This window comes from Ulvibacterium sp., assembly GCF_028285715.1.
Taxonomy (GTDB): Bacteria; Bacteroidota; Bacteroidia; order Flavobacteriales; family Flavobacteriaceae; genus Ulvibacterium.
Genome location: NZ_JANQOO010000010.1, coordinates 315,658 through 332,226 on the forward strand (window position 1 = coordinate 315,658; position 16,569 = coordinate 332,226).

Genomic DNA, 16,569 nt, shown 5'->3' on the forward strand with positions numbered 1-16,569 from the left:
TTTTTTATTAAAATGATACATTTAAACCAAACAAAACTGTTCTCGGAGAGGGATAGGTAAAACGATCGATTCCAAAGGTTTGGATTCCATCAATATCGTTCCCGGTATTGATTTCGGGGTCAAAGCCCGAATAATCGGTTATTACAAACAGGTTTTGTCCCGTTAGCGTAATGCGAAAACTATTTATCCAGTCGCTTAGCCCAAGTACAGCGGGGTCCAGCGTATAGCCCAAAGTGGCATTGTTCAATCGCAAGAAACTACCGTCTTCCAGATAGCGGGTAGAGACCTCGTTGGAATTACTCAGATCCTCGTTGGGAAACTGGATAGCAAAATCAGTGGTATTTAAGCTTCTACTCAACTGGCTATTGGAAAATATGGTCATGGCCGTATGGTTATAAATTTCGTTACCGGATACCCCGTTGAAATTGATGCCCAAATCGAACTTTTTATAATTGAAATTAAGATAGAAGGCATAGATAATGTCCGGTAGGGCGCTACCCGTGGCAAACCTATCGTTGTCCAAAGACTCGCCATCCCCATTAATATCCCTGAATTCATTTAATCCATCGGCGCCAATGCCTATAAATTCCTTCATAAAGAAGGTTCCGGTAGGCTCTCCATTAATGTATCCATTAATCGTTGCCCCGGTTTGCCCGGCTCCTACGGCACCCCCGGTAGTCAACACGGCAAAGGGGGAGTTTTCTATTTTGTTATCGGTATAGGAAATGTTACCTCCAATATTGAAGGTGAAATCCTCACTAAAGCTTCCTCTATAGTCCAAAGATAATTCAAAGCCATTGTTGATGATTTCCAGATCGGGCACGTTGGTCCATATTCTTTCGGTAGGCTGAATGGGATCGGTACGGTTGGCAAAAAGTACTACATCCGTGACCACTTTGTTGAAATAGTCCAAAGTACCGGTAATCTTATTTCCGAAAAGTCCAAAGTCCAACCCAATATTGGTCTGTGTGGACACCTCCCATTTAAGGTCAGGAAAGGCCGTACGAACGGGAACGGTACCAAAGGGATAGTCGTCTAATGTAACCTCGTTCCCATCAAGGGGGTAGGTGTCATTTTCCGTTCGGGAATCCACAAAACTTGCCAAACTAACGTTATTGGGAATACCATCCTGATTACCGGCCTGGCCCCAACTGGCCCGTAGTTTCAAGTTGCTGAAAATCGTGTTGTCCGCCATGAAATCTTCCCTGTTAATATTCCATCCCAAGGCTACGGATGGGAAATACCCATACTTGTTGTTTTCCCCAAATTTGGAGGATCCATCCGCCCGCATAGTCGCTGTAAATAGATACTTATCGGCATACGAATAGTTGACCCTTCCAAAAAAGGATTGCAATTCATTTTCAAAAGCACGGGAATCCAAGGTGGTTGGCAGGATCTCAGTACTAATTTGATCCTGAAACCTCGGTTCAATGCCATTATTGGCAAACCCGTCCAGTTCAAAACGTTTTTGCTCAAACCGGGTTCTTTGGTAAGAATGTGCCGCCAATACAGTGACATTGTGTTTGTCCTTGTTAAGAGTATAGGTCAGTGTATTTTCAACCAAAGTATTGGTATTAATTGTAGCCGTGGTATTCAAAAAGCCATCTTCAAAACCTTCCAATTGCACAAAAGGTACTTGTTGTACATCACGATTGGTGGATGAATAATCCACCCCTAGGTTCAATTTGTAGACCAATCCCTTAATAATTTCAATGGAAGGCGAGATATTGGCCAAAATACGATTGGTATTGGCTTCGTCCGTAAAAATCCGGTTACGTTGTATAGGGTTTATACGTTCTTCCAACAAGGTAGGCTCTCCATCGGTAAAGACCGGTATGGTAGGGTTCAATTCCAACATTTCCCTTACGATGGCCCTATCGTCCGGTCTCTCATTTACCGTTCTTGAGGCCGTAAGGTTCAAATCCACGTTAAAGCGTCCTTGAAGTGCCTTTTGATTTAAATTTACGCGTCCGGAATATCGTGTTAAGGAACTATTGTTCAAGGTACCTTCCTGGTCATCCACACCGGCGGATACAAAATAGGACGACTTATCCGCAACCCCTCCGCTCATGGAGAAATTGACATTGTTGGAAATACCAGTACGGGTCAACTCGTCCTGCCAATCGGTATTACCTCCAAAATCTTCGAGAATACCACCAACGGCGACTACCTGCTCCCGAAATTCATTGGCGCTAAACACATCCATGGGATTGGCAATGGTAGACATTGCAGTGGACACGGATAGATTCATTTCCGCCTTGCCGGCCTTTCCTTTTTTGGTAGTGATGGCTACTACACCATTAGCTGCCCGAGCACCATAAATGGCCGTAGCAGAGGCATCCTTCAAAATATCTATGGATTCTATATCCTGGGGATTAATAAAATTCAAAGGGTTGGCACTGGCCGCAACACCAATACCGGAATTGTCAATAATAAAACCATCCACTACAAACAGGGGTGTGGTACCGGAGCGCAAACTTCCTACACCTCGAATGATAATGTTCTGTGCGGCTCCCGGTTCGCCACTTACACTGGTCACATTGACCCCGGCCACTTTACCTTGTAAAAGCTGCCCTGGGTTGGCCACAACACCTTTGTTAAAATCTTCACTCTTTACAGAACCTATGGCACCTGTTATGTCGGATTTTCTTTGAACACCGTACCCGACCACTACCACATCTTCCAACTGTGTGGCATCCTCGGACAACTGCACCGTTACGTTAGTTTGTCCGGCCAAGGGTATATCCATGGTTGTGTATCCGAGATAAGAAACTTCAAGAACAGCGTTGGAATCGCTTACTTCAATAGTGAAGTTGCCATCAAAATTGGTCGTAGTACCATTGGTGGTTCCCTTCTCTATAACACTCGCCCCGGGAAGAGGAGTATTTTGATCGTCCGTGACCGTCCCGGTAACTGTAGTCTGTGCCCAAGAAACCGAAACGATTCCGAGCAGGAAAATCAGCATTAAAAATCGAATTTTCTTCATATCTGGCTGTTTTTGCGTTAGTTAATTCTCAAGCCAAATAACAATAAAAAAGCGATGCCTAAAATTATTCCGAGCCAAAAGTCAATGCAAAGGTTTGCATTGATTTACATGGACTTAAGCCTTATTTAAACTTTAGGGAACATTATTCCCAAATAACTATTTAGGGCTTTTCAAAACTGGTGAAAAAGTAATATGGAGGGAAGAATTTCTTAAAAAATTAGAGAAAATGATCTGGGCGTTAACCCCAAGTATAGAAGGGTGATTCGGCAAGACCAAACGCACCCTAAACACTGTTCGGAAAGCTTCTTTCGCAGAACGAATAATACGGCCCGTTTTTGGTCTCCTTTTGGTAGTGGCCACCCTTTATGGAAGGGCATTATTTCTTTCGTAGTATCTCTTGGTCTTCGTCATGCAAACCTTTGCATAAGCTTCTCCTTATCGTTCAACGCCAAGAGTTCTATATTCGTACAAGGATAGTGGTTCCCATTCCACTTTTACCTATATCCGTGTAACACGATAATTATATCCTTTTTTTGAGCAACAATAGTTTAACAAGTCAAATACCGGTCATGTCCAAACAAAAACTTCTCCTAATTCTTGTACTCTGCATTTCGATCGTTCCTCTTATTGCACAACCCATAAGCGGAGTAAAAATACACTCACACAACGATTACGCCCAAAAGGTTCCATTTTGGAGCGCCTATGCCAATGGTTTAAACTCAATTGAGGTAGATATTTTTCTTAAAAACGATAGGCTTTACGTTACCCATTCGGAATCCGAAATTATAGAGGACCGAGTCCTGGAAAATCTGTATTTGGAACCTATAAAAAAGGCAATGGACTTAAAATTCGGAGAGCCAGAAGAGCTACAGTTGCTCATCGACATAAAATCGGAGCCCCGTGCCTCCTTAGAAAAACTGATATCCATTCTGGAAATGTATCCCACCCTCATCAACAGCGAACAAATGTCTATTGTGATATCCGGAAATAGACCAGAGGTAAGTGCGTATACGGATTACCCCCCTTACATTCATTTCGATTATCAAAAGCTTGATGATGTACCACAAGCGGAAGTTTGGAACAAAATAGCTTTGATCAGCCTAAATTTCAAAAGGTTCTCACCATGGAACGGAAAGGGAAGATTGACCGCCGACGACTACAAAAAGATAAAGGCCGTAATCGATAAGGCCCATGCCTACGGCAAACCTTTCCGATTTTGGGGGGCACCGGATTCCAAAACCGCCTGGAAAACTTTTAGCGATATGGGTGTGGACTTTGTTAATACCGATTTGCCCTATGCATCGGCTTCCTATTTACATACCTTGGAGCAACGGATTTATCATAATACTATCCGGTCTGAGGTGTATACGCCGACCTTTGACACGGATCAAAAGGACAAGCCCGTTAAAAATGTCATTCTATTAATTGGCGATGGTAACGGGCTGGCCCAAATCTCATCCTCAGTTTTCGGCAATGGTGGGGATTTAACATTGACCCAATTAAAAAGTATCGGACTTATAAAAACACAATCCGCGGACGATTTTACGACCGATTCCGCTGCTGCAGGTACTGCCTTGGCCACAGGTACAAAAACGAACAATCGTGCTATAGGGGTAGATTCCGAAGGCAAATCCGTAAAAAACCTCCCCGAGCTTCTCCATGAGAACGGTTTTAACTCCGGCTGCATTACAACGGATATGATTACAGGCGCTACCCCGGCCGCCTTTTACGCACATCGAAAAGATCGATCGGATACGGACGGTATTATCTCAGACCTATCCAAAAGTGAACTTTCACTACTGATCGGCGGAGGTGCCAATTCGTTTGAAAGGCAAATTGCCCAAATGGGTTTTTCTATTCTGGAAAATACGGGTGGAATGGCCCAAAGAACAGAAAAACAAATTGCACATTTTATTTCAAAGGATGATGTGCCTGGCGTTCTTGAGGGCCGCGGAACCGTATTGGCCGACGTGACCAAAAATGGACTGGCCTTTTTAAATGCCAAGAACACTCCTTTTTTTTTAGTCGTAGAAAGTTCTAAAATAGATAGTTATGGTCATGAAAACGATGTCCCTGGTATTGCCTCTGAAGGCATAGACTTTGATCGGTCCATTACCGAAGCCTTGAAATTTGCAGATGTAACGGGTAATACACTTGTTATTGTCACCGCAGATCACGAGACATCCGGATTTAGTTTGCCGCAAGGAAATATTGACAACAAGATGGTGGAAGGGGATTTTACCACCCACGATCACACAGGCATTATGGTGCCGATATTTGCCTATGGTCCCCATTCCCAGGAATTTCAAGGGGTATATGAAAATACAGAGGTGTATGATAAAATCATAAAAGTGCTTGGGATAAAGGCAGATTAAACCTGATACCTTTTCTTTATATCCAAGCTTATTGTACATTCATGCCCGTGATTGCTCTTTGCCACAAAAAGAGACCTAAATGAAATACAAGTGTATTATTTTCGATTGCGATGGCGTCCTGGTAGACAGCGAGTTGATTACCGCAAAGGTGTTGGTGGCAATGGGAAAAGATTTGGGATTGCATATTGATTTGGACTTTGTGACAAATGAGTTCCTGGGTAAGTCCTTAAATGATATTATGCAATATCTCGACGTACTTGTTGAAGGGCACTTACCCGCTAATTTTGAATTGGAATACCGTAAAAAAACGTACAAGGCCTTCAAGAATGAAATCCAGCCCATAGAAGGAATCCATTCGGTAATTGAAAATCTTGAAGTCCCGTTTTGTGTCGCCTCGAGCGGCCCTTTGGAAAAAATACGTGCCAATTTAACGACCACCGGGCTAATCGATAAATTTGAGGGAAGAATATTCAGCTGCTACGAAATACAGAGTTGGAAACCCAATCCGGATATTTTTCTTCACGCCGCCAAAAATATGGGCTTTAGACCGGAGGAATGCGCGGTTGTGGAGGACAGTGAAGTTGGTGTTCAGGCGGCCTTGGCAGGGGGCTTCGATGTCTTCCTATATTCCAAAAATGGCCATGAATATCCCAATGATTTGGAGGTAGCCTCTGTTTTTCAGGAGATGAGCGATTTGGAAATGCTACTTTCCCAATCTTGAGGAGGTTATTCCTCACCAGTTCCGAAACTTTTAACTGAAAGCGCTATTGGGCTTCATATACATTGAAAAATTTTTATTTAACCTATTGAAAGTTTAAGACCCTACCTACAATTGACTTTTAGAATTTCTAGGAGACTTGCGCCATTCCCAAATGAGACGTCCCAAGAAAAAAAAACTTTGCCATCTTGCTCCATTTCCCCTGTTTTTACGCAATTAATTTTGCTAATTTTAAATCCGTGAAATAATCATATAGCTCGTGTCGTAATCATCAACTACGGCATTGGTATATGCATTCTGATTTACTGGCCAATTATTACTACGATTCCACATTGTATTTAATGTGGTGGTAATCAATTTGTTCCAATGATTCTTTAGTAAGGTTTTCAACGCTATTTCCCCCGTAGGTTTGTTTAGTCAATGCGCAAAATATTTACATATTCCATCATTTTGTACATATTTTTTTTCAATGTCTCGCATGCCCAGGACTATACCATACGGGATGTTGAAATAAATCCCAACGGGAAATCCCACAAGTTTAGGAATTTCATGCAAGTGGATGACGATGGATTCCTCTGGTATTCCACAAATGATGGAATTGTAAAGGATTTTGAGACCCATAACGTCCTTTCTTACTTTCTGGTCGAAAATGTTAATGACCTGGTACAGGATATCTACGGGATTTTTTTTGATAGCCAAAAGAGAATGTGGGTGTCCGCGGATACGGGACTTTTCGTATCCGATAAAAGTTTGAATGAAAGTTTCACCCGCGTTGCGTTAAAACCTTTCTTAACGGGAAGGGAACTGCAACCCAACTCCTTTATGGAAGACTGCAATGGAAACTTATGGATGGTGGCTTCCACCGCTGAGGACAATATCATTTTGAAGGTAGATTCGTCCCTTCAAGTCACGAAATATCAAATAGACGGCATCAATCCCAGATATACGAACGACAGATATTTTTTAAGGAATTTCCTCTATTTTGAACGAAGGTTAGGCTGCGATACATTTCTGGTTCGCCAAGGGCGCAAGCTCTATATCTTTGATTCCGGAACTACCACGCCCGTTGCGGACTATACGCGCTCGATCAAATACAGTTGGGCGGATTACATCTATCCCGAATGGCCCCTGAACGGAGGTGATGGCCTGGTACTCACCGATAATGGCGACCTCCTCCCAAAATCCATGGAAACACCATATACCTACGAGGGAGAGGTTTTTGAGACCTTCTTTATTGAGGAATTGGATCTACAGCTTATCAACGTACCCTTTCAAGAAATGATTCCCATTACGGAGGACAGCAATCCGATACTAAAAAATCATGCCGACCTTATCGCTATCGATGGCCCCGGAAAGACCTTGATGTTATTTAAACTGGTGGAAACAAACGGGAGCCTTCATCTTAAAAAGACCTATGACATTCCGTTCGCTTTCCCGATTGAAGATTTGATTGTTGATAAAAACGACATCATCTACGTCAGCAGTTATGATCAAATCAGTAAAATAAAGTTCAGTCAGAATCGCTTTGATCGAATTTTATATGCCAATGGCGAACAAAACATCGATGCAAGGGGGTTTTTGGAACTTCCCAACAAGGAAATCCTTGCCACCACCGATCAGGGAATCTTTAAGCTTTCACCATCAGACGATGCGAATTATGATGAAGGCCCTTATAAAACAAAAAATATTTTTCCAACATTGAATCTCCTTAGGTCTTTTCTAAAGGCAAGCGATTCCACGGTCTGGTGTATTGGGGAGCACAAAACGCTCTGGGAAGTCAATTTTTTAAGGAATACGATTGTTGATACCAATATCTTTCGCTCCCATCGAAGGTTGGCCAATTTACATTACTTTGATATAGCAAAGTATTCGGACTCCACCCTTTTGCTGGCCAGCAATTATGATATTCAGGAATTCAATGTCAATCAGAAAAAGTTCCGCGAGGTACCTATCCCTCCTCTCGAGAAAGCAATAGACCCTATTATAAGAGTTCTTCTAAAAACCAAAAACAAACTCTATATAGGAACGGACGTAAATGGATTGATCATACAGGATCTCCACTCCAATACCTTTTTACACTTTACCGATGATCCCGCAAACAACGATTTAACCCTGCCTACCAATAAGATCTATTCAATTTTCTTAGACCGGCAAGAGAACATATGGCTGGGTACTGATAAAGGGGCAATCCAAATTGACAAGTCTCTCAACAAGACCACAGTGCTAAACGCAGCGGACGGCCTTACTGATTTAAACGTCGTGGGAATCTTGGAAGACGCCGCGGAAAATGTGTGGTTCAGCACCCATGACGGACTATACCGGTTTGAAAAAAACTCGAAAAAAGTGACCGCGTTCTATGTGGAGGATGGCCTGCCCTTCAATGACTTCAATGAGTATTCCTATTATAGGACCTCCTCCAATTCCTTGTTGTTCGGGGGGGTTAGGGGGTTGATTGCCTTTGACAGTATACATAGTACGGTCCAATCCCGGGACATCAGGATATTCCCTACAAAATTCGAATACTACGATACCGACCAAGAAAAGGACGTGGAACTTGACGCCCTAAACGCCGGACAGTTCGATTTTGACCTGCCGTACTCCAAAAATTCCTTCTCCATAACCTACAGCATCAACGACTGTTATAACACCGAGACCAACAAATACGCCTATAGGCTAGACGGGTTTACCGAGGACTGGGTAAACCTGGGGAGCCAGACCACTCTGAAGCTGCTGTCCATTCCCCCCGGGGACTACGTACTCCGGATCAAGGGATCCGATCCCGCTGGGGTAGAATCCTCGAATGAACTACAATATGATATCCATGTAGCCCAGGTCTTCTACAAGAGGCCCTGGGTACAGTTCCTCGCCCTGCTCCTTCTGCTGGGCATCATGGCTCTGGTTTTCGCCCAACGTTCCAGAACTGAACGTAAAAAACATCAGCTTCGTCTTACATTGATCGAACTGGAACGGAAGACCCTACGGGCACAGATGAACCCGCACTTCATCTTCAATGCCCTGAACAATGTACGCCATACCGTAAAACAGGGCAAACTCGCCAATTTGGATACCTATATCACCAACTTCGCCACCTTGATGCGACAGACGCTGGACCTGACCCGTAACGAAAACATATCACTTGCCAGGGAAATTGGCTATATCGAAAACTACATAGCCCTGAACAACACCAAGAACAAGAACAAAATAGACCTAAAGGTCCAATATGGGCCGGACATCGATGTGGAGGATACCTTCATCCCCTCAATGATGCTGCAGCCCATTGTGGAGAATTCCATCGTACACGGCTTTACGGAAGGCCAGAAGGAAAAGGCCATAACCATTGCGATCGAAAGGTCCACGGCCACAAAACAACTGGTCCTTACCGTTGAGGACAACGGTATAGGCATCTCGGGGGCGAAGAACGAAGCCGCGCCGGACCAGGGACACCAATCCTATGCCACACAGATATTGCACGAGCGGTTGAGACTCCTGAACCAGATCCGCAAAAAGGACCATGGTTATGAAATTGCTATTGAGGACATAGCTAATGGAACAAGGACAGGGGCCCTGGTAACCATCAAGATTCCGTATTAGAGCACATTATCGTCCTTACAATTTCCCATTAATATACTTAAAAGAATTCTTTAGGGTCATACATTTCAAATCAATTGGAAGCTACATTACCCAGTGCATTATTTGAAAAAGTGTTGCTACTCTGTGACAGGCTATTACCGCCTTGTACAAAATCAACACCCCAGCCTCCACTGTCACTAATTGTGCTGTTCTCCAAGGTTAGGCTTCCACTGCAATGGATCACGATATTGCCCTGCCCTCCGGCATTGTACATCTGTTCCGCTCCCCCTCCGGATATTTCACAATAGGTGAAAAGGTTGGCACTGGTACTGGAATTGATCCCAATGCCCAGCCAAGTTCCCTGGCCCTCCGAAGCGCCACGGAAAATGATCGGTTCTGAAGGGGTGCCTTCGGCATTCAAGGAGCCCGAGGTCGGCAGACAATCCACCCCTGGGCTTCCCAGGACTAGCCCCGCTCCGGTCTCAAACTCCAAGATGGTACCGGGCTCTATCGTGATGGCCGTTTCCACATAGGTCTCCCTTCCTGAACGCTCTGTCTCAATACGGTAAGGCACGTCCAACTTTTTAATGGTAAGGTCGGCATCCGTAACGGCATCACCCACCACTTGGATATAGGCCATTCCATTGCCATCGGCATAGGTGGTAGCCGCATCCAATTCATTAACCTGTGGCAGGTGCATCCAAATCGGGGCCAATTCATTGTTTACGATCGAGTTCGCTTCAAAATCCTCCAGTTGGGCATCATCATCCAACATATAGAGCCCGTATCCGCCACTATCGGTAAGCGTAGTATTCTGTATAGTTAATCTGCTATTACATTGTAGGGTAACATTGGCCGCAAAATCGGACGCGTTATAAAAGTCTGCGCTTCCGCCCCCGGAAATAGTACAATAGATCAAGTTGTTGTTGGGACTTGCGGAATTGAAGCCGATGCCCAGCCAAGTGCCCTTACCAGGCGTTACTCCCCTGAACGTTATCGAATTTTCCGATGTACCTGTAGCGTTAAGGGATCCCGAGGTATCCGCACAATCCGAACCCTGTACTCCCAGGCGCAAACCTGAACCATTGGTAAATTCCAAGGTGTTTCCTGGATCGATGGTCAATTCATTTTGGATATTATATCTACCACTATCCACAAAGCGGTAGGGGACGTTCAAAAAGGCCATGTTAACGGGGTCGTCCTCAAGGTCATTTTCCCGGACCTCGATATAGTTCTTGGCATTGCCCTGATAGTCCGACGCGGCATCCAACGCGCTCAACTGGTTGAAATATAGGCCCACAGGGGCTTCCTCGTTATTGGATATGACATTATTGGAAAACTCCTCCAAATCGCTTTCGTCCGTAATGAACACGCCGAATCCATCATTATCGGTAATGGTACAATTGACAATGGCACCCGAGGAATCTTCGTCCCTGGATAGTTGAACGGCACCCTTTTCGTCGGATTGAGTGGAAGCGGAGCGGCCCGCATGACGTACAATTACATGTTCTAGACGATTTTCCGGATGATTGGAGCCAAAATAGACTCCTTTCCAAACCCCCTTATTCTCCGAGGTTCCCAAAAACTGTATGGTGTTTTCCGCCGTGCCCACGGCCTTTAATCCACCACCTTCCCCGGTAAAGATACCGCTGTTCTCGCCTTCAAAGGCGATGATGACCCCGGGTTCAATGGTCAGTAATGCATTTCCTCTTACATTAATTTCACATTGTATCACATAGTCCACGGCATCTCCCGGTTCCACATCTTCCCAGGTCGTATTTTCCAAAATCTCATTTTGATTACATAACGAAACATCCGCCGTGAGCACGGTGAAGGAGGCGCCAACCGCTGTTCTTCCGTTAACGGTTACGGACACTTGTCCGGTAGTGGCATCTGCCGGGACATCTACGACCAGCTGTGTGGCCGATGCAGATTTTACCGCTGCCGTTATTCCATTGAACTCCACCTCATTTTGGCTACCGGTACTGCTAAAATTGGTTCCCGAAATGGTGACTTCGGTTCCTACCACCCCACTGCTGGGGGATATCCCGGAAATTGTCGGGGACTGGATTTCAGGTTCCTCGTTCACGGTAGGGCCATCGTCCCCATCACTACTACAACTTATTACTAAACCTAAGGCAATAACGGCCAATACGCCTTTACCTACATTTTTGTGCACCTTTGTGAATACCTTTTTCATAATCGCATGTGTTTATTTTGAAGAGTGGGAAACCTTTGGAATTGAACCAAAGCTAGGTTTTACGCCTATCGGAGACTGACACAATAGTCCCAAATAGTGACACGGGAATACCAAATAATGTACTTCCCCTAAAAATCAGTACGAAGAAGGAGGAACACCGTAGAGGGCCTTAAAGCATTTAGCGAAATAGGAAAGATTATTAAAGCCCACCTGATAGGCCACCTGGGTTACGGTATCCGCCTTTTGGGACAACAATTGGGCCGCTCGTTTTAATCGAAAGTTTCGTAGCAGTTCCCCAGGGGATTCATTGGTCAATGCCTTTATTTTCCGGTGTAGTTGGGTTTTGCTCATGGCCAGCGTCCTTTGCATTTGGGGTACCCCGAAATTTGCATCGGTGTATTCCTTTTCCAAGAGATCCAGAACCTGCTCCAGAAATTTTCTATCCAATGAGGTGGTCGTAATTTTTTCAGGATGTACGGTATAGGCATTATCCCTATAGTGTGCCCTTAGTCGTTTCCTTTGATCGATGAGGTTTTTCACCCGTACCGCAAGTTCCTGGGCATCAAAGGGTTTCGTTAGGTAATCGTCCGCCCCGGTCTCCAACCCTTCGATCTTGTTCTGGACACCTGCTCTGGCCGTGAGCATAATAACGGGAATATGACTGGTTTCCAAATTGGTCTTCAGTTTTTTGCAAAGCTCCATCCCATCCATTTTTGGCATCATTAAATCCGTAATGAGCAGGTCGGGTAGATGTGTCATGGCCATTTTAAAACCCTCTTCACCATTTCTGGCCTCGGTTATCCTGTACTTTTCCACGAGCCGGGTCTTGATGAACTGGAGCATGTCCTCGTTGTCCTCCACAAGCAGAATTTCAGGGAGGTCGCGTACATCGGCCCTAGGCAGGTCAAAGGATTCCGTTTCAAGAGTTTCCTTTGTTTCCTCCGGTATTGCAGCTTGCAGGGAGGCCTTGGGGGTTTTAATTTTTTCAATCGGAATCTGTACCGTAAAATAGGTGCCCTTCCCTTCTTCACTGGAAACGGTAATGGTGCCATCCATCAATTCCACCAAGTCCTTGGACAAGGACAGACCAATGCCGGAACCTTCCCTATCCTTGGTGATACTACCATCTACCTGATAGAAACGATCAAAGATAAAGGGCAGTTTGTCCTCGGAAATCCCCCTACCCGAATCGGAAACCTGAATGACCAAATCTGAATGGGTATGGGATGCCTCCATAGCCACCAATTCCCCATCCTCACTAAATTTAAAGGCGTTGCTCAACAAGTTGTAGACCACTTTTTCCAGCTTGTCCCGGTCAAAGGCCGCCCATAAGGTTTCGCTGGGGATTTCTAGCCGATAGTCCATATTGCGCTGTGCCGCATAGGAATTGAAGGATGCCGCCGCAGTCCTAAGGCATTTAAAAACATCCCCTTCGGTCGATTTTAGCTGTAATTTGCCCTCATCGATCCTGGAAAGATCCAACAGCTGGTTCACCAATCCCAGGACCTTGTTCGTATTTCTCCGGATCATCTTCACTTCATTACGGCCCAATTGCTCTTCCGGGTTCTGCTCCAAATGTTCAATAGGACCCTTGATCAAGGTTAGGGGCGTCCGAAACTCATGGGAAATGTTTGCAAAAAAGTTGGATTTTAATCGGCCCAATTCCTGGAGCTCCCTGTTGGCCTTTTGTTTAACGCGGTATTGATTGTAGAGCAATACGGCCAACACCAGAATAAAAACCGCAAAGGCTATGGTACCGTTGCGTTCGTTCTTTCGCTTGCTCAACTGTAATGCCTGCAGTTCCTTTTCGGAGGCCAACAAAGCGATTTCCTTGGTCTTCTCCTCATTTTGATATTGAGCCTCTATTTCCTCGGCAAGATCACGCTTTTCCAAGGTGTACAGACTGTCCCGCATGGTTTGGTATTCCATAAGTGCGGCATAGGCTTTCTCGTGCTCGGATTGGGCCTGGTACACCTGGGCCAAGATCTTGTATCCATCCATTGTGGTGAGATCTGCGCCTACTTCCTTTGCCATTTCGAGCGCCCGCCTGGAATAGTAGCCCGCACTGTCCCATTTTTTGGCCCTAAAAAACTCCTGCCCCAAGGATTGGCTAAAAATGGCCATATTGATGGAATCCGCGGTCTCGGTGGCTATGGCTAAGGACCGATGATAATTGTAGATCGCCTCGCCGGATTGCGATCTGTCCGAATAAATATTGCCGATATTCTCATAAACCTGGCTCATTTCACGTTTCAGGTCCATTTGTTGGTAGCTTTCCAGGGCTTGACGGTATTTTTCCAGCGCGGCATCGGGCTTTTTCTGATTTCGGTATACAACACCCATATTTTTTAGCACAAAGGCCCGGCCGGGCAAAAAATCGAACTTTTTAAAGAGGCTATCGCTTTTGGCATAGTAATCCAGTGCCCTATCGTAGTTGGTCAGTTTTTGGTTGATGAGACCGATGTTGGCGAAGTTGATGCCGGCATTTTTCTCATTGCCGATCTCGGTGTTCGTTTTTGCCGCAAAGGTATAGGCCTCCATGGCTTTTTTGTATTCCCCGGTTTCATTGTAGATATTGCCCAAATTGTTGTGGGAGCTCGCCAAGCCCTCAAAATCGTCCACTTCTTGGGCGAAGGCAATATTGCGTTTGTGGTAGGCTTCGGCCTGTATAAGGTCGCCCTTGCTCAAATAGGTATTGCCCAGTCCGATCAACGCGATACCTTTTCCTGAATCATAGGTTATATCCTCAGCTAAGGCCAAAGACCTTTGAAATACAGAAATCGCGGAATCGTTCTGGGCCCTGCCGTTCAAAAGATCGGCAAAAGCGTTAAGGGCCTTTACCTCATAGCGTTTGTCACGGATTCCCTGGGCAATGTCCAGAGCTTTTTTGATATTGGTTTCGGCCTTAGCCGGGTCTTCATAATGATATTCGTCAAAGAGGTTCAACAGGAGGTTTACTTTAAGAGAGTCTACCGTTTCCCGGTCCAGCCTTTTCTCCAGGCTATCGATTTTGGATTGCGCCTGGCCTAACACCGAAATGAGCAGTATGATGCTAAGGAAGAATCTGGTCATGTATAAATTTAAAATAAATAATTTCAAATTTTAAAACGGTCCTGTTTCTGGGAGGCTTATAGGCTGGGAATACGCTGCCAGGATAACGGAACTATACACCCATGTAGCGGAAACCACCTTCAACGGCATAAAAGATCTCTTATCTTAGTTCCACACATAAAAGATATATAGATCATGATCTATATTCCTACGTTGTACATAATGCGACAAAAATGACGCCTGAAGAGAAAATTAAATTTTTAAAAGATAATATCGAACCTCTATCTGATCTAATTTATGGAAATGGATATCGAGCTTCTGCATACTTAACAGATGGAACTTATATTCCTTGCGTTAGATTTCGAAATCCTGAATTAAAAACTAAAATGGCGATTAAACGGTTTAACGAAGAAAAAAAAGGGAAAAGCATATCTAAGAGTAATTCTGGAAATGGATATTACGAAATCATAGAATTATTCGTGACTGGAGGAAATTCATTGAATGAATATGATATTGACCGAATTGAAATAAGTCCATTTGCTTTTCCAAAAAATATTCTCGAACAAATTCAAGGAGAAACGACCATGTCGTGGACTGGATTTTGTGCAAAAATGAAAGATGGAAAAATATTTGGATTTGGAAGTAAATTTTTATTTGACTTTTTCCAAATGCCATATGGATATGAATCGACTGATATTAAAGAAATAATAAATCACAGTTATATTTCAAAAACTGGCGAATTGAAAGAGCATAAAGTTCCGTTTTTTGATTGGCCTACTGATTATGACGAAAAAGCAGTTTATAGAGAAAGACCATTTTTTGACTGCTATATTAAAGGATTGTAAAACTAAAAAGCACTATGTACAACAATGGCTATAAACAATTGCTATTACGGGTTTATCCTGAAAATTCCTGTGGAATTTTCAGCTTGTTGTGTACTTATAAAAGTCCGTGTTAACCCACGCAACTGTTAATAGCCCAGACCGTTGGCGGTAATTAAAACTTACGAAACGACAGATGACCGACACTTGGCTAAAAAGATGGAACAATAGATATAAAGAAAAAGAATTTGCCTATGGGACAGAACCAAACGAATTTTTAAAAGAACAAATTCTAAAATTAAAAGTCGGAACAATTCTTTTTGGAGCGGAAGGAGAAGGAAGAAACGCTGTTTACACTGCAAAAAATGGTTGGAATGTTAGTGCTTTTGACATTAGTGAAGAAGGGAAAAATAAAGCATTGAGACTTGCTGAAGAAAACAAGGTTTCAATTGATTACCAAATTGGACAGTTGCCCGATTTGGATTTTAAAAATGAACAATTTGATGCAATTGCCTTGATTTACGCCCATTTTCCGCCAAACGTAAAATCTGAATACCACAAAATTCTTGACAAGAAATTAAAAAAAGGTGGAACCGTAATTTTTGAAGCATTTGGGAAAAACCACCTTAAATATCGCAAAGAAAATCCAAAAATTGGAGGACCACCTGACTTGAATTCGTTGTTTTCAACGGACGAATTGAAATCAGACTTTGCTAATTATGAAATCCTGATGCTCAAAGAACAAGAAGTTGAATTAAGTGAAGGAATTTACCACAATGGAAAAGGCTCGGTAACAAGGTTTGTAGGGCGAAAAAGTAATAACCATAGCCGAGACCGTTAGCTTACAT

Annotated in this window: 8 protein-coding genes; 5 read left to right on the forward strand and 3 right to left on the reverse strand. The window is 43.9% G+C overall.

Annotation, left to right across the window (positions count from 1 at the left end):
* Positions 1-7 precede the first annotated feature (7 nt).
* The gene (locus tag Q0993_RS04685; RefSeq protein ID WP_299530170.1) at positions 8-2,986 is read right to left on the reverse strand and encodes a TonB-dependent receptor; all 2,979 of its coding nucleotides are present in this window, start codon (positions 2,984-2,986) and stop codon (positions 8-10) included.
* A gap of 569 nt (positions 2,987-3,555) precedes the next feature.
* Here Q0993_RS04685 and Q0993_RS04690 point away from each other — a divergent pair.
* The 3 genes from Q0993_RS04690 to Q0993_RS04700 all read left to right on the forward strand — a co-directional run bounded on the left by Q0993_RS04690 (position 3,556) and on the right by Q0993_RS04700 (position 9,670).
* Positions 3,556-5,361 (forward strand): alkaline phosphatase, encoded by a 1,806-nt coding sequence (locus Q0993_RS04690; protein WP_299530171.1) that lies wholly within the window; start codon positions 3,556-3,558, stop codon positions 5,359-5,361.
* Positions 5,362-5,440: 79 nt separating this feature from the next.
* Complete coding sequence (locus Q0993_RS04695; RefSeq protein WP_299530172.1) at positions 5,441-6,082, forward strand: HAD-IA family hydrolase; 642 nt, start codon at positions 5,441-5,443, stop codon at positions 6,080-6,082.
* 447 nt (positions 6,083-6,529) lie between these two features.
* Positions 6,530-9,670, forward strand: coding sequence for a sensor histidine kinase (locus tag Q0993_RS04700; RefSeq protein WP_299530173.1), 3,141 nt, complete (start codon positions 6,530-6,532; stop codon positions 9,668-9,670).
* Between the two features lie 70 nt (positions 9,671-9,740).
* On the opposite strand, the gene Q0993_RS04705 is transcribed toward Q0993_RS04700, so the two are convergent.
* Both Q0993_RS04705 and Q0993_RS04710 read right to left on the reverse strand, forming a co-directional pair.
* A complete protein-coding gene (locus Q0993_RS04705) occupies positions 9,741-11,849 on the reverse strand; it encodes an IPT/TIG domain-containing protein (RefSeq protein ID WP_299530174.1) in 2,109 nt (702 codons plus the stop codon).
* A gap of 135 nt (positions 11,850-11,984) precedes the next feature.
* Positions 11,985-14,921 (reverse strand): tetratricopeptide repeat protein, encoded by a 2,937-nt coding sequence (locus Q0993_RS04710; protein ID WP_299530175.1) that lies wholly within the window; start codon positions 14,919-14,921, stop codon positions 11,985-11,987.
* A 212-nt stretch (positions 14,922-15,133) separates the two neighbouring features.
* Here Q0993_RS04710 and Q0993_RS04715 point away from each other — a divergent pair, with 212 nt between their 5' ends.
* Both Q0993_RS04715 and Q0993_RS04720 read left to right on the forward strand, forming a co-directional pair.
* On the forward strand, positions 15,134-15,745 hold the full coding sequence (locus tag Q0993_RS04715; protein ID WP_299530176.1) for a hypothetical protein: 612 nt from the start codon (positions 15,134-15,136) through the stop codon (positions 15,743-15,745).
* A 172-nt stretch (positions 15,746-15,917) separates the two neighbouring features.
* Positions 15,918-16,562 (forward strand): bifunctional 2-polyprenyl-6-hydroxyphenol methylase/3-demethylubiquinol 3-O-methyltransferase UbiG, encoded by a 645-nt coding sequence (locus tag Q0993_RS04720; protein ID WP_299530177.1) that lies wholly within the window; start codon positions 15,918-15,920, stop codon positions 16,560-16,562.
* Positions 16,563-16,569 lie beyond the last annotated feature (7 nt).